The organism is Flavobacterium sp. J372 (assembly GCF_024699965.1).
In the GTDB taxonomy this organism is placed as follows: domain Bacteria; phylum Bacteroidota; class Bacteroidia; order Flavobacteriales; family Flavobacteriaceae; genus Flavobacterium.
The window spans coordinates 2636894-2662957 of the sequence record NZ_JAJOMZ010000004.1; the positions used below are offsets into that span (position 1 = coordinate 2636894).

The window sequence follows — 26064 nt, forward strand, 5'->3', positions numbered from 1 at the left end:
AATGTGCTTAATTCAGTTTTGTATTCAGCTTACGTAATTTAATGGCTGTCAGCACTTTCTTAGTGTAAAGCGGGAAGTCGGCATTCTGGAACCAACCGTAATAGCCCGGCTCTTTTTCAAGCACCTCTTCTACTTTCACACCTTTAAACTTGCCGAAGGTAAAAATTTCATTTCCTTTATCATCTTTCACGATAAACCCTGCAAAATCAACTGCCACCTTGCGGGTTGTAAATTCTGAAAGCGATTTCATGTCATTTTCGAGGTCAGTATAGCGGTCCAGCTGTGCCTTTAAAATCTCATAGGTAGCATTGGTATCTGCTGCAGCGGTATGGGCATTTTCAAGCACCTGGCCACAATAAAATTTATAGGCAGCGCTAAGTGTACGCTCCTCCTTTTTGTGGAAAATAGTCTGCACATCAACCGAAACGCGGTTCTTCATATCAAAGTCAACACCTGCCCTCAGCATCTCTTCAGCCAGTAACGGTATATCAAACCTGTCGCTGTTGTAACCGGCCAGGTCACTATCTTTAATCATGTTATGTATAGTGTGCGCCAGCTCTTTAAATGTGGGCTCATTGGCAACTTTCTCATCAGTTATTCCGTGGAAAGCAATAGTTTGCGGCGGTATGCGCCTTTCAGGGTTTACCAGCCATGTACGGCTTTCTTTATTGCCGTTGGGGTAAACCTTGAGTATAGATATTTCAACAATGCGGTCTTTGCAAATGTCGGTTCCTGTGGTTTCAAGATCGAAAAAGCAAATAGGCCTGTGCAGTTTTAGTTCCATAATTATAAAATAGGGCTGTAAAGATACGGCAATCCCCGTTCAATTTATATTGAACCTATAGAAGTTTTCAAGAACTGAAAGACGTTAATTTTCGGTGCAATCCCATTTAAAACCAGACACAGGAAAACGTTTAGAGCGGTAGTCAAAATGCCACCACTCGCTCGAAAGCGGAGTAAAACCGGCCTTAACCATAATCTTTCTGAGAAGTTTGCGGTTTTTTCGCCCCGTTTCAGAAACTTTCTCATTATCATAATGCGATATGTCAGAGAAATCGTCAAAGGCGCCACCCATATCAAGAAGTTCACCGTTTTCATTGGCAAGAGCGATGTCGACAGCAGCACCGCGATTGTGGTAAGAACCTTTGCCGGGCGGTGCAACATAACGCGGGTCATTTACAATATCATACATCACTTTCTGGTATGAGTAAGGCCTGTAACAATCATAAATTACCAAACGCAGGCCTTTATCTTTTGCGGCCTCATTGGCCCTGTCAAGCGCTGCCGCTACTTCAGGGCGCAGAAAACACCGTGCACAAGGGTATATCTGCTGCTTCATGAAATTCTCTGCAGTAGCATAAGCCATTTTGTTGATTATCCCCGACGACTCAAAGTTAACTTCAGCCCATGTGGAGTCCTGAATTATATTATAATTGTTACGATATGGAAGGGCAGAACAAAGAAGCAATATTAGCGCTATAAAGCTAACGCCCCGGAATATTTTCATAAGTAATGGCTTTACACAAATATAGGATTTTACAAAAACAAAAAGCCTTCCGCTGAAGGGAAGGCTTTTATTAATATTATATTTAAACAGGTTAAAAATCCCGGTTCACATCAAATGCTTCAAGGTAATCGGCAACTCGCTTTACGAATGAGCCACCCAACGCACCATCTACAACCCTATGGTCATAACTATGCGAAAGGAACATCTTCTGGCGTATGCCGATGAAGTCACCTTCAGGTGTTTCAATAACTGCCGGCACTTTGCGTATCGCGCCAAGAGCCAGGATACCTACCTGCGGCTGGTTGATTATCGGCGTACCAAATACACTGCCAAAAGTACCCACGTTCGTTACTGTGTATGTACCGCCCTGAGTATCGTCCGGTTTAAGTTTGCCCGCTTTTGCGCGGTTGCCCAGGTCATTTACGGCCTTAGCCATGCCTACAAGGTTCAGCTGGTCAGCGTTCTTGATTACCGGAACTATAAGGTTACCGTTTGGCAGTGCCGCAGCCATACCAAGGTTTATATTTTTCTTTTTGATAATATACTCGCCATCAACTGATATATTCATCATCGGGAAGTCTTTCAACGCTTTGGCAACGGCTTCCATGAATATAGGGGTAAATGTAAGTTTCTCACCTTCACGCTTTTCAAAGGCATTTTTAACCTTATCCCTCCATTTCACGATGTTGGTTACGTCAACTTCAATAAACGACTGTACGTGTGCCGACGTTTGTACCGACTGCACCATGTACTGCGAAATAAGCTTGCGCATACGGGTCCATCTCAACAATCTCGTCACCACCGTTTACTGAAACCGGAGCGGCCTTGGAAGTTTCAGGTTTCAGGTTTAAAGTTTCAGGCTTAGAAACCGGTGCATCCTGGCTTGTGGCTTGTGGCTGAGCAGCTTGTGGCTTTTCGCCACGTACCTTTACAAACTCCAATATATCATTCTTTGTCACCCTGCCTTCTTTGCCTGTGCCCGTAATCGACTCAAGTTCAGCCAGTGACACGCCTTCTTCTTTGGCAATGTTCTTTACAAGTGGTGAATAGAATTTATCTGAATCTGAGAAATCAACAGCTGCAGGTGCTGCAGTTTCCTTTGCGGCCTCGACAGTTTTCTCAATAGCTTGTATGTTTGCAGAGGTTGTCTCCTCTTTCGGGGCATCTACAACAACTCCGCCTTCTGTCTCAATATAAGCAATGGTCTGGCCTACCTGAACCACATCATTCACCTGGAACAATATCTCGGTAAGCGTTCCTGAAACTTCTGAAGGCACTTCAGAATCCACCTTGTCGGTAGCGATCTCAAGCACTGCCTCGTCAGCACTTATATGGTCACCCACGTTTTTTAGCCAGTTGGTAATAGTTGCCTCTGCAACGCTTTCGCCCATTTTGGGCAACTTCAGTTCAAACTTTGCCATATTGATAACTTAAAGCTGGTATTACTATTTGCGTTTGCGAAATTACTAAAAAATATATCGCAACACTTGTTTTTCTCTTTTTAATCGAAGTGAATCACCTCACCCCTGCTGTCGCTGCTGTCGCTGCCAAGAATAAAATTGGCTGCCTCCGGCCTGATCCTGAAGATAAAACCTTTGCGGCTGTGGCTTTGCATCACCGCAATTATCTCGGCATAAGCCATGCTTTCAGCGTCAAAAATTACACATGTATGGAAACTTTCCGAAATAGTTTGTGAAAGTAGTATATTTTCATTGTACGCCTGAAAACGCTGAACCTTTTTTTCAAGTTTTATCTCAAGTTTCGACTTAAGAGTTTCATTGTCAGAGAATAATATGTAGCTGCTGATATTTATCAGAACCGGCTTAACCGATAGCTTTTTCTTCGTAAACAGCACAGCGCCAATCTTTAAGAACCAGCCAAATAAAGCCGACCCGTTGAAATGCTTTTGGTAAAAAAGCTGCATCGCATTGCTAAAACGGTCAAGGTAAGCCTTGTCTTTCACGGTGCTTTCACCTTTAAAATGTATTATGGATGTTTCAGGGAAATAATAATTTTGAAAGCCTTGCTTCAAAACACTGTAAGACAAGTCGATATCTTCACCATACATAAAATAACGTTCATCGAATCCGCCGGCTTCCAGATAGGCCTGCCTTTCCATAAACATAAATGAGCCCGGAAGTATTTCAACCTTACCAGTTTCATTTTCAGGCAGATGCTCCGCATAATACTTTGTAGCTGAAAGACCCAGCATCTTTCCGGCAGCAATTGCAGGAGTAGGCAATCCACGTTTACTTTCGGGAAGGAAACGGCCTGCGCCGTCAACCATTTTTACTCCCGTAATCCCCAGATCATCTTTTTTTTGAACGAAATCGATCAATTTTGAAAAAGTATCTTCAGCAACAACTGTGTCGGGGTTAAGGATACAGATGTATTTTCCGGAAGCGGCTGCAAACCCTATATTATTTCCTTTTGGGAAGCCGGAATTTTCAGCATTGGCAATTAGTTTCACTTCCGGAAACTTTGAACGTACCATCTCGCAGCTATTATCAGCCGAATTATTATCAACTACAATAACCTCAGCATCAATATCTTGAACAGCCCTGAAAACACTGCTAAGGCACAGCTCAAGGAAATAGCTTACATTATAGTTGAGGATGATTACCGATAAATGCATAAAACAAAGATAAAGCTTACAAAGATTACTGAATAAAAAAAGCGCCCAAATGAGCGCTTCTTTCTAACTAATTAAACCAAATCTATATGTAAACCAAAGTGTTACGCTATTTCAATAAAACGTTTTTCTTTTTGCTGCTCTTCTTTTTTAGGAAGTGTAATGCTTAATATTCCGGCTTCATAACCTGCGCGGATGCCTTCTTCATTTACTGTTTCAGGGAGCGTGAATGACCTTTTGAAGGATACAGACCTGAATTCCCTTCTGGTAAATTTACCCGTAATCTCTTCTTGTTCAGCAACATTAGCCGAAATAGTCAATACATCTTTTTCAATTTCAAGCTTAAAATCTTCTTTTTTAAACCCCGGAACCTGAAGCTGAATAGTATACTCTGCTTCGGTCTCATTAACGTTTACAGGCGGAATCATTTTACTAACATATTGTGTACCACCTAAAAAGTCCCTGAAAAGCTCATCCATCACAGGGAATGCATTTCTGTTTTGTTTTACTAAGTTCATATCGTTTTAATTTTTTAAGTTCAACATTTGACTGGGAAAAGACAAGTTTTATACCAACTGCGCAATCAAGACAAAATGTCATTATAATCAGACATTTTGTCTTGTATTTTATCTTGAACTTGAAAGCAAATAAAGTGTTGCGCTTAACATTTCATTAACAACTTATAGTAAGGCAAAAATGTATATCGCAATTCCTAATTCGTAATTCGTAATTTTGCACTAAATAAAATTACGCGTGAATTATCTTTCAGTAGAAAACATTTCAAAATCATACGGCGAACGGACTCTTTTTGAAAACCTTTCGTTCGGCATCAATAAAGACCAAAAAATTGCCTTCGTCGCCAAAAACGGAACCGGCAAAACCAGCATCCTTAAAATCATAACAGGAGAGGACACCCCTGACGCAGGACAGGTCACCATCCGTAAGGAAATCAAAATGGCATTTTTGTCTCAGGAACCTAACTTAAACCCTGAACTTACCATTGAGGAAAGCATTTTTGCCAGCGATAATGATGTGCTGAAAGTTATTGAGCAATATGAGAAAGCGCTTGAAAATCCGGAAGATGAAGAGGCTTACCAAAAGGCTTTTGAACGAATGGATGCAAACAACGCCTGGGATTTTGAAACGCAATACAAGCAGATACTCTTTAAGCTGAAGCTGGAAGACCTGAAGCTGAAAGTGGGTTCGCTGAGCGGCGGGCAAAAAAAACGCCTGGCGCTGGCCATTATCCTTATCAATAAGCCTGACCTGCTGATACTTGACGAACCCACCAACCACCTTGACCTTGAAATGATTGAGTGGCTGGAGAACTATTTTGCGAAGGAGAACATTACGTTGTTCATGGTAACACACGACCGTTTTTTCCTTGAGCGCGTGTGTAACGAAATCATTGAGCTTGAGAACGGAAAACTGTACCAGTACAAAGGAAACTATAGCTACTACCTCACCAAAAAGGAGGAGCGTATTGCCGCCGAAAACGCAAGCATAGACAAAGCCCAAAACCTCTACGTGAAAGAATTGGCATGGATGCGCCGCCAGCCAAAAGCGCGCACAACAAAGTCAAAATCACGGCAGGATGATTTTTACGTAATTGAAGAAAAAGCCCGCAGCCGCCGCAAAGACCACGCTGTAGAACTTGAGATAAACATGGAGCGTATGGGCAGCAAGGTGGTGGAGCTGCACAACCTGTCAAAAGAATTTAAGGATAAGGCCATCCTCAAGAATTTCAGTTACAACTTTAAGCGCGGGGAGCGCATAGGCATCATCGGGAAGAACGGTACGGGAAAATCTACATTCCTGAACATCCTCACGCAGACTATGGCACCCGACGGCGGAAAAGTAGTAATTGGCGATACCATAAAGCTGGGCTACTACACCCAAAGTGGCATCAACCCGAAAGAGGGCCAGAAGGTGATAGATGTTATTAAGGAGTATGGCGAGTATATTCCGCTCGCAAAAGGCAGGATGATATCAGCAGCGCAATTGCTGGAACGATTTCTTTTTGACAGGAAAAAGCAGTATGATTATGTAGAGAAACTGAGCGGCGGTGAGTTAAAACGTTTGTATCTCTGTACGGTTTTGATCCAGAACCCCAACTTCCTTATACTTGATGAGCCGACAAATGACCTCGACATTGTAACCCTCAACGTGCTCGAGGCATTCCTGCTTGACTATCCGGGATGCCTTGTAGTAGTAAGCCACGACAGGTATTTTATGGATAAGATTGTTGACCACCTTTTCGTTTTCCGTGGTGAAGGCGTTATTGAAGATTTCCCCGGCAACTACAGCGACTTCCGAATTTACGAAGACAGTGCCGAACCTGTAAAAGAGGATAAAGTACCCGCTGCCGACAAAAAAGCATGGAAGAAAGATAATGTAAAAGCAGGCCTGACGTTTAACGAGCAGAAGGAATTTCAAAAGATTGAAAAAGAGATAAAAGACCTGGAAGCTGAAAAAGTTGCCATTGAGAAACTTTTTAGCGAAGGTGGCATTGCCGATGCCGACATTGCCAAAAAAGCGAATGAGCTGCAAGTGGTTTTAAATAAAATAGATGAAAAAACAGAGCGCTGGTTTGAGCTGAGCGCGAAGATGGAAGAGTAACAGTTTGCAGTCGCAGTCTCAGACAGTTTTCAGTTTTGGCTATCGACTTAATGCAGAGTATAAGTGAAGCTGTCAGTAATATGAGTGAAGCTGTCAGTTCGAGCGCAGTCGAGAACCTCGAAATAAGAAATGCATCTCGACTGCGCTCGATGTGACGAACCTGCACTGTCACGCTGAGCCTGTCGAAGCGCAATCCCGTACAGTCACGCTGAGCTTGTCGAAGCGCAATCCCGTACAGTCATGCTGAGCTTGTCGAAGCGCATTTTGGTATTAATTTCGACAAACTCAGTCTGATAATTGATACACAAGAGTAAGCTTCGCTGAGCCCGTCGAAGCGCAACATTTTACTATATTTGAGCATGAAACTATTCTACGTTTACATTCTAAAATGTTCCGACGGCAGCTACTACACGGGATTTACGAAGGATATTGAACAAAGGGTGCTACAACACAATACGGGCTTATCATTATCAGCCTATACTTACGCGCGACGACCTGTTGAATTAGTTTGGGTCGAAACTTTTACTGACCCAAATATTGCGATTGATTTTGAAAAGAAACTGAAAGGCTGGAGCAGGCGTAAAAAAGAGGCTTTGATTAAAGAAGACTGGGATAAGCTGGTAGCCTTTTCAAAGAATTACACACAATTTGGAAAACCTAAAGAAGATAATGAGTAAGTCATGCTGAGCCTGTCGAAGCGCAATCCTGAACAGTCACACTAGTCCTGTTGAAGCGCATTACTAAATAGCGAACCTGTAAATAATATATATGTGAACAATACGGCGCTTCGACAAGCTCAGCGTGACAGCTTCACTCAGCCCCTTCAACTAAAACCTGAAACAAAGAATGCTATCAAAAACAGAATTTCTCCTAAAATCATCCAACGCCCACGGGGTGCACTCGCCGTTTGTGTTCAATATTGTTCAAAATGCGTTGTATGCAAAGCATTTCCGGCTAAGTAAAGGCGAATATAAGGCCCTACCACAGGGATGGAGCTACCAAAAAACAGACATTCTCTACAGGCTAATCCGTCATTTTAAGGCAACAAAGCTTTTAGCATTAGGAGAAAATGCAACTGCAGTAACGGATACTCTCCGCCAGCTTGGCGAAAACAGCAGGCTTCAATTGTGGTTTTTCTCTACCCTCGCCCCTATTCAGGGAGGCATCGAGATCGGGATTGTGAGCGATACAACAAAAACCGGCGCCTTGAAAGCTTTTGAAGAGATCATTAAAAACAGCAATAACAACACCATGTGTGTTATTGACAACATTCACACTTCACAACAAATGGAATGGGCCTGGGAAGCCATAAAAAAGACCCGCGTGTTACTGTCACGATCGACACGTACCACTTGGGCCTTGTTTTCTTCAGGCGAGAATCTGTAAAGCAGCATTTCACTATCCGGGCCAACACTAATTTTTTAATGGACGCGATTCTTGGCATCCGCAACCTGTGGGGACTGATTTAAGCCGTAGCAAAAATTTATACCTGCAAGGCCTTGAAGACCTTGCAGGAAATATCAAGTGTCCATCACATGTTTCGTTTACCTGAAAGGTTTTTGAAACCTTGTAGGTTTTTATACACCGGAATTAATTGTTGCGTAATGCTTTGGCAAGTTCAGCCTTCGTCATTTTAGAGCGGCCTTCAATACCCACTTTTTAGCTTCTGCATATAAGTCGGCTTTTGTGCGGTCTTCATATTTACCGGCTTTGCCACCGCGTTTTTCAGCGCCTTTACTGTTGGCTATGCGTGCAGATTTCTCTTTGCTGTAACCTTTGTCTCTAAGGGCTTCATACTGGTCTTTATCTTTAACCTGCGGGCCCGGGCTTTTTCCTCCTGGCATAATGTTACGTTTTAAGGATTAATAATATTAAAGTTACCAAACCATTTAAAGCCAACACGTTAACCATCGGTTAAAAAACAAGGAAGGCTGCCATAAACCGGCAGCCTTCCATTTGAGCAAACTTATAAAAAACCTTATTCTTTTGCAGCAGCGTTCTCGTTGCTTTTAGCAGTCATACGCTCCCATTTAAACATTGGGGCAAACTCAACTTTAAGCGCTGCGATTTTCCTGTTGTCTTCAGGCGAAAGGCCTTCTTTCTCTACAGTGTTTTTACGAGTGTCAAGCGCTTCATACCAAGCCTTGATTTTGTCGAAATCCTGGCGCGAGTAAGAATCTTTGTTAGCCTTGAAAGTGTCAACAAACTTCTGGTAAACGCTAAGGATGTTGTCTTTGTTAACCCACATGAACTTCATGTCGTTACCAACTACATTACCTGCACCAAAGTAAGAATCAGCAAGTGTATTGCCGCCTGTTGCAGGCGCAGCAGCAGCTTCAGCATCAGCTTTTGCTTTTGCATCAGCTTCAGCAGCAGTTTTCACACCGTCATACTTAGAGCGGGTCTCTTCAATTTTTTTCTGCCTGTCGGCATCATCTTTTAGCTCGGCAATTGCTGCTTCAGCTTCAGCCAGCCTCATCTGGTAGCCTTCTTCAATGGCAGCCCAGTTGGCAGACCTTTCAGCGGCATCAAGGTTGTTGATTGAGTCCACATACGTTACATAGCGGTCTACATTTTTCTCTGCTGTTTTTTCAGTTTCGCTTTTGCAAGATGTAAATCCGAATGCGATTACCGCAGCTCCTAAAACAATTTGTACTTTTTTCATGATTGGTTTTTTTGTTGTTACTTTTTGTTGGTGTAAAATTAATACTACAATATTTATATCTCAAAATTTTATCTATAATCTTAAGAATAATTTAGTATTTTGATTTATTCACGTAAAATTCATTAATAAAATTTTAACATTTAGATTTTATCAATTGTTCAGTTTGCTGAATGAAATAATTGTTATAAAATTGCGGCACAAAATTTGAATTTGTTAAACTATCACGAAAAACTTTAAACTTTAGTTATAACAAACATCATTTTTAACCAAATTAACACATATGAAAAAACTTGTACTTTCTATTGTTGCTGTATTATTTGCCACAATTGGCAATGCACAGCTGAATCCTGTAGGTAACCTTACTATCTTTTCTGAAGATGGGCAGAAGTTTTACCTTGAACTGAATGGGGAGCGCTATAATACCGAGCCGCAAACCAACGTGCGTATTGAAGAGCTGCCTAACCCGTATTACAGCTGTAAGGTGGTATTTGCGGACAGCAGCATACCTACCCTGAGCAAGAACACACTTGATATTGCTGATATGGATGGCATAATGCAGGATGTAACCTACCGCATTAAAAACAGTAACGGCAAGAGATCGCTTAAATATTACTCTTCGGTTCCTGTTGAAGGCAATATGCCACGCCCGAGGAATGTTGCCGTGTATCGTTACGGCACGCCGAATGACATGATTATGCGAGCTGATGGTGTGGTGGTTACTGAGACTACAACAGTACAGCAGTCTATGGGTATGGGTAACAGCGTAGGCGTAGGCATGAATGTAGGCGGTGTAAATATGGGTGTGAGCATCAATGTTCCCGGAGAAACCGTGATGACAACTTCTACCACAACTACTACAACCTCTTCCGGCACACGTTACAATGATAATGTGAGGCCTAACGATAACGCGCCGCGCGGATGCAGGTATGCCATGAGCGCACGTGATTATGATGATGCCAAAGCGACTATAAAATCAATAAGCTTTGATGATACAAGGGCCTCAACAGCAATGCAGATTATTTCGGCCAACTGCCTAAATACATCACAGATCATAGGCCTGCTTGACTTGTTCTCATTTGAAGATACCAAACTAAACCTGGCTAAAACCGCTTACGGCTACTGTGTGGACCAGAATAACTATTATAAGGTTGTAACCGCCTTTAAATTTGACAGCAGCAAAGAAGAACTGAACAGGTACATGCAGCAAAACAGGAGATAAACCTAATCACAACAATAATAATGTAAAAGAGTCCCTCGGGGCTCTTTTTTTCGTTATTACGGCATTAAACAAACAGTAATCAATATAAAATAAATCCTTACTTTTAAGCCTCAAAATATAAAGTATGTCGCAACCGATAATAGACATAAAAGGTATAACACGTGATTTCCCTTTGGGGAATGAAATTATACATGTGCTTAAAGGCATAGACCTGAAAATAAACAAAGGCGAATACGTAGCGCTCATGGGGCCTTCAGGCTCGGGCAAGAGTACGCTGATGAACCTGCTGGGCTGCCTTGACACCCCTACCGGCGGAAGTTACGTTCTTAACGGCAAAGACGTTAGCAAAATGCACGATGATGAGCTGGCCGAAATACGCAACAAAGAAATAGGCTTCGTGTTCCAGACATTCAACCTCCTGCCCCGCACCACCGCGCTAGACAATGTAGCGTTGCCAATGGTATATGCCGGCTATAAAAAGCCTGAGCGCAATGCCCGCGCCACTGAAGTGCTTACCCAGGTAGGCCTTCAGGACAGGATGGACCACAAACCCAACCAGCTATCCGGCGGGCAACGGCAAAGGGTAGCCGTAGCAAGGGCGCTGGTAAACCGGCCGTCAATAATCCTTGCTGATGAACCCACAGGTAACCTCGACAGTAAAACATCGGTAGAGATAATGAACCTGTTTAACGAGATACACGCCAATGGCAACACCGTAATACTTGTAACCCACGAAGAGGATATTGCAGCTTACGCGCATCGGGTAATCAGGCTAAGGGATGGGGTGATAGAGTCAGACAATAAGAATAAATAGGCTACTGAGCCGCTTAGTTACTGGGCCGCTTAGCAAACTCAGGAGCTCAGAAGCTCAGAAGCTCAGAAGCTTCAAAATGAAAGTATACACTAAAACAGGAGATAAAGGCACTACTGCCCTATTCGGCGGTGACCGGGTGCCGAAACACCATATCAGGATTGAGAGCTACGGCACGGTTGACGAGCTTAACTCGCACATAGGGCTGATACGCGACCAAGATATAAATCCTTTTTATAAAAGAACTTTAGAGCGCGTGCAGGACAGGCTTTTTACTTTGGGTGCCATATTGGCAACACCGCCCGAAAAAGAAATCCTGAAGAACGGCAAACAACGCCTCAACATACCAAAAATATCTGAAGCAGATATCGAACTTCTTGAAAATGAGATTGACGGCATGGAAGCAGCGCTTCCGCCGATGACGCATTTTATACTTCCCGGCGGGCACACAACGGTGTCATACTGTCATATTGCGCGGTGCGTTTGCCGTCGTGCAGAGCGGCTTTCGGTACATTTAGATGAGATTGAGCCGGTAGATCCGCTTGTTTTGGCATACCTCAACCGACTTTCTGACTACCTTTTTGTACTGGCACGGAAGTTGTCACATGACCTGAAGGCCGACGAAGTGAAGTGGATACCGGAGAAGTTGTGAGAAAGTTGGCAGTTTCCAGTCGCAGTCGCAGTTTGAGATGCCTTAATTCAGGCAGGAAACTGAAAACTGTGACTGCGACTAGAAACTAAAAACAAACGTTCTTAAATTTCGAGAATAAAATAAAAGTAATTTTACTTGACAATTTCAGTAGAAAATTTATTTTTGCATAAATCTTAAATCGTTACAAGATGTATTGGACATTAGAATTAGCATCCTATTTAAGTGATGCCCCGTGGCCGGCAACAAAAGATGAGCTTATAGACTATGCCATCCGTACGGGTGCCCCGCTTGAGGTGGTAGAGAACCTTCAGTCAATTGAAGATGAAGGCGAAATCTACGAATCAATGGAAGAAATATGGCCTGATTATCCTACCGACGAAGATTATCTTTGGAACGAGGATGAATACTAGGAAAAAATAAAATTTCAATTGAAAAGTCTCTTTCACGAGGCTTTTTTTTTGGTTAAATTTGTACCCTTAAAAGAAACATAAGTAATTATATAATAATGAGTTTAATAAACAGTATCCTTAAGGTTTTTGTGGGTGATAAATCCCAGAAAGACATAAAGGCAATCCAGCCGCTGATAACGAAGATAAAGTCGTTTGAAGGGCCTTTGTCGCAGCTGAGCAATGACCAGCTGAGGGCAAAAACCATTGAGTTTAAAGAAAAGATACAGCAGGCACGCGCAGATAAAGACGCTAAGATAGCATCATACAAGCTTGAGGTTGAGAAAATTGAAGACATTGATGCACGCGAAGACATCTACGCAAGTATCGATGCCCTCGAGAAAGAAGCTTATGATATTTCAGAGAAAGTATTGCTTGACATCCTTCCGGAAGCATTTGCCGTAGTGAAAGAAACTGCGCGCCGCTTTAAGGAGAATACACAGGTTGTAGTGACAGCCTCGGCTAAAGACAGGGAATTCTCTGCCACCAAGCCATATGTTACTATTGATGGTGACAATGCCATCTGGGCCAACTCATGGAATGCTGCGGGTAAAGAGATTACCTGGGACATGATTCATTACGATGTGCAGCTTATAGGCGGTATCGTACTGCACCAGGGTAAAATATCTGAAATGCAGACGGGTGAAGGTAAAACCCTTGTGGCTACCCTCCCGCTCTACCTTAACGCCCTTACCGGCAATGGTGTACACCTTGTAACGGTGAACGACTACCTTGCACGACGCGACAGCAGCTGGAAAGCACCGCTGTTTGAGTTCCACGGGCTTACGGTAGATTGTATTGATAACCACCAGCCGAACAGTGAAGGCCGCCGCAAAGCGTATGCTGCCGACATTACGTATGGTACAAACAATGAATTTGGCTTTGACTACCTTCGTGATAACATGGCTCACAGCCCGGAAGACCTTGTACAGCGCAAGCATAACTATGCGATTGTGGATGAGGTTGACTCGGTGCTTATTGACGATGCCCGTACCCCGCTTATCATATCGGGCCCGGTGCCGCAGGGCGACCGCCACGAGTTCAACGAACTGAAGCCAAAGGTAGACCACCTGGTGAACCTGCAGCGTACACTCATCAATGGTGTGCTTGCCGAGGCGAAAAAGCTTATCCGCGAAGGGAATACAAAAGAAGGCGGTGTACTGTTGCTACGTGCACACCGCGGGCTTCCGAAGAACAAGGCGCTTATCAAATTCCTTAGTGAGGAAGGCGTAAAGCAGCTGCTCCAGAAAACGGAAAACCAGTACATGGCCGACAATAACCGTGAAATGCACAAAATTGACGAGGCCCTGTATTTTGTAATTGAAGAAAAAAATAACCAGGTGGAACTTACTGATAACGGTATTAAATATCTGTCTCAGGATACTGACGAAGATTTCTTCGTACTGCCGGATATCGGTACTGAAATTGCTGCTATTGAAAAGCAAAAGCTTGACAAAGAGGCTGAAATGGAAGCGCGTACCAAACTGTACCAGGATTTCTCTGTGAAGAGCGAGCGTATCCATACACTTACACAGCTATTGAAAGCGTATACGCTTTTTGAAAAGGATGTGGAATATGTGATCATGGACAACAAAATTATGATTGTTGATGAGCAGACAGGCCGTATTATGGATGGGCGCCGTTACAGCGACGGGCTTCACCAGGCTATTGAAGCGAAAGAAAATGTGAAGATTGAGGCTGCCACCCAAACGTTTGCAACCATCACGCTTCAGAATTACTTCCGTATGTACAGCAAGCTTGCCGGTATGACGGGTACTGCGGTTACAGAAGCAGGCGAATTCTGGGAAATATACAAGCTTGACGTTGTTGAGATACCTACCAACCGGGGTATGGCACGTAAAGACAAAGAAGACCTTATTTACCGAAGCACACGCGAGAAATTCAACGCCGTGATTGAAGACGTTACCGAACTTTCTAAGTCAGGCCGTCCGGTGCTTATAGGTACTACTTCGGTAGAGATATCAGAGCTATTGAGCCGTATGCTTAAAATGCGCGGTGTTGAGCACAACGTATTGAACGCGAAGCTTCACAAAAAAGAAGCCGACATTGTGGCCGAAGCCGGTAAGCCGGGGGTTGTAACCATTGCTACCAACATGGCGGGCCGTGGTACCGACATTAAGCTTACACCTGAAGTGAAGGCTGCGGGCGGACTTGCTATTATTGGTACAGAGCGACACGATTCACGCCGTGTTGACCGCCAGCTGCGAGGCCGTGCAGGGCGCCAGGGTGACCCGGGAAGCTCACAGTTCTACGTATCGCTTGAAGACAACCTGATGCGCCTTTTTGGCTCTGAAAGGGTTGCAAAAGTGATGGACCGCATGGGCCTTAAAGAGGGTGAGGTTATCCAGCACTCTATGATGACAAAATCTATCGAGCGTGCGCAGAAGAAGGTGGAAGAGAATAACTTCGGCCAGCGTAAGCGTTTGCTTGAGTATGATGATGTTATGAACAAGCAGCGTGAAAATGTATACAAGAAACGTAAGCATGCACTTTTCGGAGACAGGCTGAAGGTGGATATTGCCGACATGATGTATGAGATTGCCGAGACCACGGTTGAAAGCTACAAGGCCAGCAATGACTTCAAGAGCTTTGAATTTGAACTGATACGCATTTTCTCAATAAGCTCTCCGGTAAGCGAAAGCGAGTTTGCAAAACTTAGCGACAGGGAACTTACAGGCAAAGTGTACAAAGTAGCGCTTGAAACCTACAACAGCAAGAACGCACACAACGCCGCGGAAGCCTTCCAGGTGATAAAGAATGTGTACGAGAACAACAACGGCCAGTATGAGCGCATCGTGGTTCCGTTTACTGACGGTGTCAAGACTATGAATGTGGTAACCGACCTTGAAAAGGCATACCAGACTGAAGGTACTTCGCTGATCAATGATTTTGAGAAGAACATCACGCTTGCCATTGTTGATGAAGCCTGGAAAAAGCACCTTCGCAAGATGGATGAACTGAAGCAGTCGGTACAGCTTGCAGTGCATGAGCAGAAAGACCCGCTACTTATCTATAAAGAAGAAGCATTCAAGCTGTTCACAAAAACGCTTAACGGCATTAACCGCGAGGTGATATCATTCTTGTTCAAGGCCAACCTGCCAACGCAAAACCCAAATAATATTCAGGAAGCACGTGAGCAGCAGGCGCCTAAAGAGCAATACCAGGAAAGCAAAGCTGAAGTACTGAATACTGATGAAATGGCTGCAGTAGCACGTGAGGTGGCTCAACAGTCGCAATCGCGCCCGCAGACAGTTGAGACCATCGTAAGGGATGCGCCGAAAATTAACCGTAATGATACAGTGACCATAAAGCACGTAATGAGCGGCAAAACCGAAACAATGAAATTTAAAAAAGCCGAAGCCCTGCTGGGTACAGGTGAATGGGTAATAGTTTAATCATTACTCAATATTACTGAAAGCCTCCGCATCAACGGAGGCTTTTCTTTTATGCCCTATTTGTAATTGTTATATTTGTAAAAATCACCTTTATACGCCTATGGAATTATACTATTCGCTTTCAGTACTCATCGTACTGGCCTCTTTTTTCGCTTACTGGAATGTGCGCTTTCTCAAACTGCCTTCAACCATCGGCATCATGGTCATTGCCATGTTCGTTTCCATCATATTGGTAATATTCGGTAATTATTTCCCAAACACCCCAACACGTATATCTGGCATCATTGCAAAATTCGATTTTACAGAACTGCTGATGGGCGCCATACTGAACTTCCTGCTATTTGCGGGTGCGGTGCATATCAATCTTAAAGACCTGCGCGAGCAGCGAACGCCCATCATGGTATTTTCATCGATTAGCGTTGTAATATCAACATTTGTGGTGGGTACGCTGGTATACCTCATCCCGATGCCCAGCCTTGAAATTCCGTACATCTATTGCCTGCTGTTCGGGGCGCTCATCTCCCCTACCGATCCTGTTGCCGTACTCAGCATCCTGAAGGGCGCTAACGTACGCAAATCGCTTGAAACAAAAATTGCGGGCGAGTCATTGTTTAATGATGGTGTGGCTGTTGTGGTATTTGCCGTTTTGCTCCAGCTGGCGCAGGGAACATCAAAGGATATTAATGTATTAAATATTGCGTGGTTATTCATAAAAGAAGCAGGCGGCGGATTTATAGTTGGCGTGGCACTGGGTATAGGCGCATCAAAAGCCATGAGTAAAATTGATGATTATAAAGTTTCGGTGCTTATAACGCTTTCGGTTGTTATGGGCGGATATCTCATCGCGCGGGAACTGCATATTTCAGGCCCGCTCACCATGGTTTTTGCGGGACTTATTATTGGCAACTTCAAGAGAAGGTGGAAAATGTCGGTTGAAACAAAAGACTATCTCGACAAATTCTGGGAGCTGAATGACGAGATACTTAATGCCATACTGTTCCTCTTTATTGGATTTAACCTATTGATGATAGATGACCTCAACGATTACTGGTTGGCGGGTTCTGCGAGCATTTTAATAGTGCTGTTTTCAAGATTCACATCAATATGGCTTCCTACAAAAGTTATCAGGTTCCGAGAGAAATTCACGCGCGGCACCATTAAGATATTAGTTTGGGGAGGCCTTCGTGGCGGGGTTTCTATTGCGCTGGCGCTCTCAATTGCCGATGGGCCTTATAAAAAAGTTATACTCGCGATAACTTATTTTGTAGTGGTGTTCTCTATTATTGTACAGGGACTAACGGTTGGGAAAGTGGCCAGTAAAATATTGGCCAAAGAACAGCGCCAACTACAATAAAAAAGGGCTGCACCGTAATTGATGCAGCCCTTTCCGGTTAAAGAAATAATTGTTATTTTTTATCTACAACAAGCTTTTTTGTAACTGATTTGCTTCCTGAATAAATCTTTACAAGGTACATTCCTTCTGCAAGATTTTCAACATTCAGTCGTGTTGATTTTGTTTCAAGCACTTTTGTACCCAATAGTGAGAACACTTCAACTTTGGTGATGTCAATACCTTCTGCATCAATGATTACAAAATCATTAGCCGGGTTAGGATACATTGCCACGGCATTCTTCAAATCATGCTCAGCAACACCCGCCGCGCAGCTTGTACCCACTTCATAAGTAATCCAGTCGGTTACTGCCAGTCCGCCTGCAAAAGCAAATTTCACTGCGTATGTAATGACAGTACCCGGAGTCTGTCCTGTAATTGTTGTTGAGAATGAAAGACCGGTTGTGTTTGCCATCGGCGTTTCCGCGAAAGGCGTTTGCCTCCACAGGTAAGCCACAACCCCAACTTTATCCGTGTCAAGCATAGTAAAGGTGACTTTTACATCTGTACCAATAGTTTCAAAAGTATAGTCATACCCTGTTGAGAATGCTCCCTGCTGTGCAACCGTACCATTACCTGAACATATTGCCGCCGCAGGAACAGCAAGCGTTGTAGCCGGAACTACAATGGCATTATTTGCTGCGTTATTACCTGCTGCATCACTGGCTGAAACACTGAAGCTATATGCCGTTTCAGGTGAAAGTCCGCTAATTACATAAGCCGTTTGCGTACCTGATGTGCCCTGCACTGTTACTGTTGTAGAACCGTAAGTTATGGTATAGGTAACATTGCCCGAATTGTCTTCTGCATTTAGCAATAGTTGTACTGAACCTGACGTTACCGTGCCCAGCGTGGCCGTAAAGTTTGTTGGTGCCTGTGTATCTGCCGGTGGTGCAGAGCAGCTGGTACCTACTTCATATGTAATCCAGTCCGTTACTGCCAAACCGCCTGCGTAAGCAAATTTAACTGCATAAGTGATGACAGCACCCGGAGTCTGCCCTGTAAGTGTAGTAGAGAATGAAAGGCCGCCAGCGTTAGCCATTGGCGTTTCCGCGAAAGGTGTCTGCCTCCACAGGTAAGCCACTACCCCAACTTTGTCGGTATCAAGCATAGTGAAAGTGACTTTCACATCAGTACCGATAGTTTCAAAAGTATAGCTGTAGCCTGTTGAGAATGCTCCCTGCTGTGCAACTGTTCCTGTGCCTGAGCATATCATTGCCTGTGGCACTGCCAGCGTTGTAGCCGGAATTACAGTGGCATTGTTAGCGGCGTTGTTGCCTGAAGCGTCACTTGCCGACACACTAAAGCTATAGGCAGTTTCCGGTGATAGCCCGCTTATTATGTAAGCCGTCTGTGTGCCTGATGCGCCCTGTACCGTTATAGTTGTTGTACCGTAAGTAATAGTATAGGTAACATTGCCTGAGTTATCGTCAGCATTGAGTAACAGCTGTACTGAGCCTGATGTCACCGTACCCAATGTAGCTGTAAAGTTTGTCGGCGCCTGGGTATCTGCCGGTGGTGCGGCGCAATCTGTACCTACCACATAATCAATATATTCAGTAACCGACATGCCGCCTGCATAAGCGAACTTAACTGCATAGTTGAGTGTTGTACCTGCTACCTGTCCTGACAGTGTTTTTGAGAATTTAAGCCCGCCTACATTATCCATCTGGCTTTCGGCAAACGGAGTTTGCTGCCACAGGAATGCCACAACCCCTACTTTATCGGTGTCAAGCAGTTCAAAAGTTACCGTTACGTTACTGCCAACTGTTGTATATGTAGCTTTATACCCTGTAGAGAATGAACCCTGTTGTGCTGCAGTAGATGTTTCAGAACAGCTCATCATTTGTGAAACGGTAACCGATATGGCTGATGATGTAGTCGTAGCACTATTATTATCGGTAGCTATGGCTGTAATGCTATGTGTGCCCACCGCAGCATTTGTCCATTCATAAGTAAATGGCGCTTCGTTATCTGTGCCTAATAGTGTTGCACCTGCGTAAAAAGCAACTGATACAATATTACCGTCAAGATCGCTTGCTGTAGCTGCAATGTTTATAGTATCGCCCTGAAGGTAAGACGCATTGTTTGACGGAGCAGTAATTGATACAGATGGCGCCGCATTGCCTGAAGCCGATACTATGATGAGTACCTCATCAGTTGCTGAATATGTACCATCGCTAACAGTAAGCTTCACTTTGTAAACCCCTGCAACAAGGTTACCGATGCCAGGTGATGCTACAGTAGTACTGCTAAAGTTAATGATTGACGGGCCGTAAACCTGCTCCCAAAGGTATGTGATAGGCAATGTTGGGTGGCTGCTTAATGAACCGTCAAGAGACGCTGTTGTAACCGGAAGTGACACTGTTACGTTTGCACCTGCGTTAGCTATTGGCGGCACAAATGTAAGCGGCCCTGCGAGTGCAAATGTCATCCTGCCAAGGTTAAATTCTCCATTAGCAACAGCTACTCTCAATACGTGTTGGCCCTGTGTAAGCTGAACATTATTGATAACCTTATCCTGCCAGTTACCCCAGTCGCCTGTATAGCCCATAGTGATATCCCCGCTTACCGGAGTGCCATCCAGTTCAAATTTGAAAGGGCCTCCGCCTGCTGTGTTGCCACAGGCGTAACGTGCAGTTACCGTGTAGTTACCTGCTGTTACTACATTTATAGTGTATTCAAGCCACTCGCCTGCTGTAATCCATCCCACTGTTGGGCCTTCGGCTACGTCTGTGGCAGCATCTACATATTCCGTCGGCCTGTAGTTGCCTTCATTATTTGGCGATGAGTCAAAGTATGATATCCCCTGGCCCATGCCGCCTTCAAATTTATCATAATTACCTGCTTCAATAACACCCGGTATCTGGAAAGGCGTTCCGCTATAAGGCACCTGCTCCCCTACAGTTACGGTAATGATATTTGTTGTATTGAAATTAGCGCCCACATATACTTTCGCATACATGCTGTGAATGCCTAGCGACAGTGCACCTGAAGGTATGTAATAAGGCGCTTCTGTATCTTCACCGATTAGCGCTGAACCATTGTAAAACTCAACTTTAGTAATCCCTGTACCAGTTACTGTTGCAGTAAGGTTCACGCTGCCGTTAGGGAAAGCCTGGTAAAAGTCAGCCGACAATACGCCTGTTGCACTAATATCCCTGCTTGTAGCCATTTGCCCCGCTGGTACATTTAGTATATATCCGTCAGAGAACGTTACCGAAATTGGTGCATCTCCATAATTGTGGGCTACATAAGTAGTTGAAGTACCTGCTGTAAATGCAGCAGCTATAGGGTAATTGGCCGTAATATTAGCATTAACCCTGCCCAAGGCATTCATGGCATGCAGCCAATGGTATGTCTGCGCATCTGATATTCCGAATTTCAGTGCCCTGCCCGGATATGAGTCATACAGGTTTATAGCCGCCTGTGCATCGGTAAATGCAAGATACTGCCAATACACATCGTGCCATAAGTTAGGATTAGCCTGGTTGCTTAAGATACCTGTTTTGGTAGTGATTTCGTTCCAAAGCGATTGCGCATAGGCAATATTGTGACCTAAGTATAGCGAGCCGCCATGTATAGGGTACATCTCGATACCGTAAGCTGCAGCGATATCGCCAGTCCAGAAGGTTTGGTTGTCATAACCGTTGCCCCAAATACGCGAAGCCAACTTAAAGCCATAACCAGGTTTAAACGTGCGCTGGTTCATATCAAACCAGTATTCTTCAGTAGCTGTCTGTTCTGTAGTGTAAATGTAGATGCCCAGATCACGTATGGCATTGTTTTCTGTAATCTGGCCCCAATGGATAAGTGACGATGCAAACTGCATACTTTCAGATGTCGACTCCTGGTCATTACCGAATGGGAAAGTCGCAAAGCCATTAGCCCAGCTGTGGCCTGCATACGGACTGAAATTCCGAAGGTACGGGAAAAAAGGGTCGTTCCTGTCCCAAGATGCCGCGTCACGTATAAGCATGTTAATCATTGGCCCCCACTGTGTTGCCCAGCCGGGTTCAAACTGCTCCATAAAGGCTGCAGCATGTATAAAGTAGCCCCAATGGAAATGGTGGTCATTAATATTATTATCCTGGCCATGCCCTGCAGGGTAACCCAGCAGCGTTGTCCAGGTATTGTTGTAATAGAAAAGGAAAGCCTTCTCGCCCGCTTCTGCCTTAAGCCAGTTCTCAAGCCTGTTTTTTATGGTAGCTACCATTTTATTGCGTGATACAGTATCACCCATTTCATCGGCTATACGCGCTGCTTGTATAAGGCGGTTCATCATCTGGCCTTCGTTGTAAGAGTCTGTCCAAGTGGCAAGGCCGTCATTTTCTATCGATGCTATTTTGCTATCGAGCAAGGCGGGGTTGAAGCCGTTGCTGTAATTGTCGAGATATGGCAGTGTGGGCAAAATGCCTTTGAAAGTATTCTCAACAATAAAAGTATTGCTTGCCAGCGTTTTTATCTCTCCGCGGATGGAGCTGTAATTATAAAGGTTTGGCTGCGCCGAGGCAGATGACAGGTGTGCCCACTGATGAGGAAGCAATCCCAGCAAAACCGATGTGCCGCTACCCTCTTTCACATCTGTGGCAACAGTAAAGGTTGTAGTAAGTTTTGAGTTGCTGTTGTTGTAGCTCCAAGATGTAGTGGTGTTTGTCGGGAATACATAGGCATAGGCCTTATATTCATTAGCGGCTGCGGCAACGCTTGATGCACTTGGCGGCAGGTAGGCCGTAGACCAGTAGTTTTTACCATTAAGCGTAGATGTATACACATTGCCCGTCTGTGTCCATGTACTGCCCAAAGGCGCATACACAGCATAATCAGCACCCTGATGCGAATCTGTTATCACGAGCATTTCGTTTGAAATAACAACAGTACCTGAAGATACCCTGACACGCGCAACATCTGCAGTGGCTTTTGAGAAGTACACAAACGGCATCGCGATACCTGCAGTTGCTGTAAACGAGTTGCTGCCACTTGCCCAGTTCATGCTCACGGTCCAGTCACTATAGTCTGATACGGTTGCCTGTGCTGCATTAAGCCCTTCAACACCTACTATTAAAGGCTGTGCATCATCCATCGGCTGGCTGGCGCCGTTTGGTGTCGAGGTCGGTACAATCATGCTTACAACTAAACCTTCATTTACCGTACGCATCGCCAGCGGATAGTTGAAGAGGTTATTCACATGATTATTTTTAAGCTTAGCCGACCACCAGTCGTTAGTTGGCACCGGCTTACCTACAGCATTTCCGCTTAGTAAAGGTGAACCTGAAGGGAAGGCATTACGGCCTGCCGAGTCGGTTCCGGGAAAGGTAGTAGTGTAGCTTCCGGCACCTACAGGTACAGATTGTGCGCACATAGTATGTGTAATCATAACACATACTATGGCTATCACACTTTTGATACATTTTTTGTAATTATATTGCATAAAAATTTAATTTTCAGCTAATATAATTCAGGAATAATGTTATATATGCAAAACATAAGTATATACAAACCATACAACATTGCATATACACACTACAACAAAGCGGTTTTACCTATACAACAACAATACAACTACCACGTTTGCGCTGTGTATTTACAGGGATTTTTTTAACAATTCTGCTATCTTATAAATATTGTGGATTTAGTGGAATAAAAAACCGTCCCGCAAGTAAGGATGCAGGACGATTACCAACAAAACTAAAACGAGTTTAGAATTTATATCCTGCGCCAATAAACAGGCCGCTTATACTTACATCACCCATACCTGCAGAATAGCGTGCCGAAGCCAGGAAGTTTTCTGTAATATCAAATTCCGCACCTGCAGAAATCCCGATTTTAAACTCGTCTTCTTCTGCGTCAAGAAGATAATTTAAATCAGGCCCTGCCATAACACTGAACTTGCCAAAGCGATATTTGCCCAGCACCGGCAGCGTAATCATGTTGCTGTCGCTAATGGCTACAAACAAAAGTTCGGGCTGGAAGGCAAAGCTTTCGGTAATACCGATTTCGGCAAAGCCACCCGCAAAGAATCCGGTTTCACTGCCTGAAACAGTTTCTGTTGTACCTGTGAAAGGATTCGTGTACTCTACCTTGACAGTGGCAAAGTCAGCCCCTGCCTTCACTCCGAATTTTGTTTCCTGAGCATTTACAGAAAATGCGCCCAATGCCAATAAAGCGGTAAATAGTAGTTTTTTCATCATGTTAGTTTTAATTGATTTATAATAACCAAAACTATAGCATGACGATTTGCACAGCAATACGTAATTTGCCGTATCTTACAGGTTATCAGGCAAAACCTTACCCGGATTAAGGATATTGTGCGGATCAAAAAGCTGCTTGATACCTTTCATAAGCTGGAGCTGCGTGTTATTAAAAGCGATATCCATAAAATTTTTCTGTACATAGCCAATACCATGCTCGCCCGATAGCGTGCCTTTCAGGGAGACTGTCAGTTCAAATATTTCGCGGATGCCTTTAGGTACTTCAACCTTCCAGTTTTCATCGCTCATATCGCCTTTAATTATGTTTACATGCAGGTTACCGTCACCCGCATGGCCGTAGCAAACAGATTTAAAGCCATACATATCACCAATGGATTTAATGCCTTTAAGCAGCGTTGGCAGCTCGTAACGAGGTACAACAGTATCTTCTTCTTTATAGACAGAGTTAGACTTTACGGCCTCACCCACGGCGCGGCGCATCTTCCATAGTGCATTCTTTTGGTCTTCTGTATCGGCAAAAAGTATCTCATCAATATCAAATTGTTCAAGTACGCCCATGATTTTCTCTGCCTCACTAAAAAGTACATCAGGATAGTTGCCGTCAACCTCAATTAACAAATGCGCCTTGACTTCAGGTTTAATGTTGAGGCTTACCCCGTCAACATACTTCAGCGTCCAGTCAATAGCATCACGCTCCATAAATTCCAGCGCACTTGGCACAATCCCTGCACGGAAAATTTCCGCAACAGCCTCACAAGCCTGTTCAGCCCTGAAGAAAGGTACAAGCATCAATATATTATGAGTATTGGCCGGCAGCAGTTTCATTACTATTTTGGTAATGATCCCCAAAGTACCTTCACTGCCAACCATAAGCTGCGTAAGATTATATCCTGTTGAGTTCTTGAGGGTATTGGCACCTGTCCATATCACTTCACCATTGGGTAAAACCACTTCAAGGTTCAGCACATAGTCTTTAGTAACCCCGTATTTTACTGCGCGGGCGCCACCGGCATTCTCAGCCACATTACCGCCAATTGTACAGCTGCCCTGGCTACTGGGGTCAGGGGGATAAAACAAGCCTTTTTCAGCCACAGCTTCACGAAAGGCTTGTGTTATCACACACGGCTCAACAACAGCCTGCAGGTTTTTCTCGTCAATCTCAATCTTATTAAAACGTTCCATCGAAAGGCCTATGCCTCCATGAATGCTCAATGCTCCACCACTTAGTCCCGTACGTCCACCAATAGGCACAATGGGAATTTTATATTCTGTTGCCAGCTTCATGATGGCTGAAACTTCTTCAGTACTGCCGGGCTTTACCACTACTGCCGGCGGGAAATTATAGTCTTCGGTCTCATCATGGCCGTAATGTTGGCGGGTTTCGATATCTGTAAAAACAAAAGGCCGCCCAACTATATTTTCAAGTTGTGCAGCCAGATTTTGATGTAATATTTCAGAATTCATGAGTATTTCTAAGCTTAATGCTTCAAAAATACTACATATTTGTTGTTGTATAATAACCCTGCTTATTCTTTCGGTGTGAAATCAGGTAGTCAATACTATACCTGCCGCTGCCGGCAATCATAAGGAAAATATATAGTGTGAGGTATATACCTGAAAGCTCTTTATCGCCAAACGTGTCTTCCATATGGATGTAAAAGAATACCACTGCCATAACTATTGCCAAAGGTATGGCAGCAAGCCGTGTAGCCAGCCCCAGTATTATCAAAAAGGAGCATACCACCTCGGCGAAAACCGTAAAAGCCAGTGAAGTTGTCTGCCCCATACCAAAAGGATCGGCAAACTGGATTGGTCCGTCACCCATAAGCATTGTAAGCTTACCTAAGCCATGCGTAAGCATAAAGCCACCTGTAACAAGGCGCAGCAATAAAAGCCCTACATCATAAAGCCTGTCGCGTGCTGAAGTTGAGAAGACATTCATGGCTATTGCTGTATAAATTGGAGGTTGCCAATCAGTTTTACCTCGTTGCTTACCGTAAGCCCGCCGCCTTCAATAACAGCGTTCCAGTTCACGCCGTAATCTTTACGGTTTATGCTGCCGGTAACTTCAAGCCCTACCTTGGTGTTTCCGTAGCCGTCAACCGCCTGGCCGCCGTATTCGCCTTTAAATGTTACAGATTTTGTAACGCCGCGCAATGTGAAGTCAGCAACTATTTCATAATCATCACCGCTAACTTGTTTTATTGAGGTGGTTTTGATAGTAATATTTTTATTATTTTCAGTGTCAAAGAAATCGGCAGCCCGCAAATGGCCGTCACGCTGCTCGTTATTGGTATTGATGCTTGAGGCGTTTATAGTGACTTCAATTTCGCCGCCCTCAAAAGTATCTTCCGGAGTAGTGGCCTTTCCTGTAAACTCACCGAATGAACCTGTAACGGTAGATATCACAAGGTGTTTTACTTTAAATTGTATTTCTGAATGTGCAGGGTCAAGCGCCCAGTTTTTTGTTGCCATTGTATATGTTTTTAAGTTAG

Annotated in this window: 19 protein-coding genes and 2 pseudogenes; 9 read left to right on the top strand and 12 right to left on the bottom strand. The window is 44.1% G+C overall.

The window, feature by feature from the left end:
• Positions 1 to 7: 7 nt before the first annotated feature.
• The 5 genes and pseudogenes from LRS05_RS13130 to LRS05_RS13150 all read right to left on the bottom strand — a co-directional run bounded on the left by LRS05_RS13130 (position 8) and on the right by LRS05_RS13150 (position 4657).
• Positions 8 to 784, bottom strand: a complete 777-nt coding sequence (locus LRS05_RS13130) for a 3'-5' exonuclease (RefSeq protein ID WP_257868736.1) — start codon at positions 782 to 784, stop codon at positions 8 to 10.
• Positions 785 to 868: 84 nt separating this feature from the next.
• The gene (locus tag LRS05_RS13135; RefSeq protein WP_257868737.1) at positions 869 to 1507 is read right to left on the bottom strand and encodes a M15 family metallopeptidase; all 639 of its coding nucleotides are present in this window, start codon (positions 1505 to 1507) and stop codon (positions 869 to 871) included.
• A 91-nt stretch (positions 1508 to 1598) separates the two neighbouring features.
• Positions 1599 to 2928, bottom strand: a pseudogene (locus tag LRS05_RS13140) (dihydrolipoamide acetyltransferase family protein).
• 80 nt (positions 2929 to 3008) lie between these two features.
• Entirely contained in the window at positions 3009 to 4142 is a 1134-nt protein-coding gene (locus LRS05_RS13145; RefSeq protein WP_257868738.1) for a glycosyltransferase family 2 protein, read from the bottom strand.
• Positions 4143 to 4243: 101 nt separating this feature from the next.
• Entirely contained in the window at positions 4244 to 4657 is a 414-nt protein-coding gene (locus tag LRS05_RS13150; protein ID WP_257868739.1) for an Hsp20/alpha crystallin family protein, read from the bottom strand.
• A gap of 235 nt (positions 4658 to 4892) precedes the next feature.
• On the opposite strand from LRS05_RS13150, the gene LRS05_RS13155 reads away from it, so the two are divergent.
• The 3 genes from LRS05_RS13155 (at position 4893) to LRS05_RS13165 (ending at position 8144) form a co-directional block, all read left to right on the top strand.
• The gene (locus LRS05_RS13155) at positions 4893 to 6758 is read left to right on the top strand and encodes an ABC-F family ATP-binding cassette domain-containing protein (RefSeq protein WP_257868740.1); all 1866 of its coding nucleotides are present in this window, start codon (positions 4893 to 4895) and stop codon (positions 6756 to 6758) included.
• Positions 6759 to 7117: 359 nt separating this feature from the next.
• A complete protein-coding gene (locus LRS05_RS13160) occupies positions 7118 to 7435 on the top strand; it encodes a GIY-YIG nuclease family protein (protein ID WP_257868741.1) in 318 nt (105 codons plus the stop codon).
• A gap of 169 nt (positions 7436 to 7604) precedes the next feature.
• Positions 7605 to 8144, top strand: coding sequence for a hypothetical protein (locus LRS05_RS13165; RefSeq protein ID WP_257868742.1), 540 nt, complete (start codon positions 7605 to 7607; stop codon positions 8142 to 8144).
• Between the two features lie 204 nt (positions 8145 to 8348).
• On the opposite strand, the pseudogene LRS05_RS13170 reads toward LRS05_RS13165, so the two are convergent.
• Together LRS05_RS13170 and LRS05_RS13175 are read right to left on the bottom strand one after the other, a co-directional pair.
• Positions 8349 to 8602, bottom strand: a pseudogene (locus LRS05_RS13170) (Rho termination factor).
• A 134-nt stretch (positions 8603 to 8736) separates the two neighbouring features.
• Entirely contained in the window at positions 8737 to 9423 is a 687-nt protein-coding gene (locus LRS05_RS13175) for a hypothetical protein (RefSeq protein WP_257868743.1), read from the bottom strand.
• A gap of 280 nt (positions 9424 to 9703) precedes the next feature.
• Here LRS05_RS13175 and LRS05_RS13180 point away from each other — a divergent pair, with 280 nt between their 5' ends.
• From LRS05_RS13180 to LRS05_RS13205, 6 genes are all read left to right on the top strand, one after another.
• Positions 9704 to 10642 (top strand): DUF4476 domain-containing protein, encoded by a 939-nt coding sequence (locus tag LRS05_RS13180; RefSeq protein WP_257868744.1) that lies wholly within the window; start codon positions 9704 to 9706, stop codon positions 10640 to 10642.
• Between the two features lie 124 nt (positions 10643 to 10766).
• Positions 10767 to 11456 (top strand): ABC transporter ATP-binding protein, encoded by a 690-nt coding sequence (locus tag LRS05_RS13185; protein WP_257868745.1) that lies wholly within the window; start codon positions 10767 to 10769, stop codon positions 11454 to 11456.
• A 76-nt stretch (positions 11457 to 11532) separates the two neighbouring features.
• Positions 11533 to 12105: a cob(I)yrinic acid a,c-diamide adenosyltransferase gene (locus LRS05_RS13190; RefSeq protein ID WP_257868746.1), complete on the top strand. Its 573-nt coding sequence runs from the start codon at positions 11533 to 11535 to the stop codon at positions 12103 to 12105.
• A 188-nt stretch (positions 12106 to 12293) separates the two neighbouring features.
• Entirely contained in the window at positions 12294 to 12515 is a 222-nt protein-coding gene (locus LRS05_RS13195) for a DUF2795 domain-containing protein (protein WP_002986941.1), read from the top strand.
• Positions 12516 to 12610: 95 nt separating this feature from the next.
• Positions 12611 to 15967 (top strand): preprotein translocase subunit SecA, encoded by a 3357-nt coding sequence (gene secA, locus LRS05_RS13200; RefSeq protein ID WP_257868747.1) that lies wholly within the window; start codon positions 12611 to 12613, stop codon positions 15965 to 15967.
• 100 nt (positions 15968 to 16067) lie between these two features.
• Positions 16068 to 17321, top strand: a complete 1254-nt coding sequence (locus LRS05_RS13205; protein WP_257868748.1) for a sodium:proton antiporter — start codon at positions 16068 to 16070, stop codon at positions 17319 to 17321.
• A gap of 52 nt (positions 17322 to 17373) precedes the next feature.
• Here LRS05_RS13205 and LRS05_RS13210 read toward each other — a convergent pair whose 3' ends face one another.
• The 5 genes from LRS05_RS13210 to LRS05_RS13230 all read right to left on the bottom strand — a co-directional run bounded on the left by LRS05_RS13210 (position 17374) and on the right by LRS05_RS13230 (position 26044).
• Positions 17374 to 22734, bottom strand: a complete 5361-nt coding sequence (locus LRS05_RS13210; protein ID WP_257868749.1) for a glycosyl hydrolase — start codon at positions 22732 to 22734, stop codon at positions 17374 to 17376.
• A 322-nt stretch (positions 22735 to 23056) separates the two neighbouring features.
• Positions 23057 to 23545 (bottom strand): PorT family protein, encoded by a 489-nt coding sequence (locus LRS05_RS13215; protein WP_257868750.1) that lies wholly within the window; start codon positions 23543 to 23545, stop codon positions 23057 to 23059.
• A 78-nt stretch (positions 23546 to 23623) separates the two neighbouring features.
• On the bottom strand, positions 23624 to 25033 hold the full coding sequence (locus tag LRS05_RS13220; protein ID WP_257868751.1) for an FAD-binding oxidoreductase: 1410 nt from the start codon (positions 25031 to 25033) through the stop codon (positions 23624 to 23626).
• 31 nt (positions 25034 to 25064) lie between these two features.
• Entirely contained in the window at positions 25065 to 25511 is a 447-nt protein-coding gene (locus LRS05_RS13225; protein ID WP_257868752.1) for a DoxX family protein, read from the bottom strand.
• 2 nt (positions 25512 to 25513) lie between these two features.
• Entirely contained in the window at positions 25514 to 26044 is a 531-nt protein-coding gene (locus LRS05_RS13230) for a YceI family protein (protein WP_257868753.1), read from the bottom strand.
• Between the last annotated feature and the right edge of the window lie 20 nt (positions 26045 to 26064).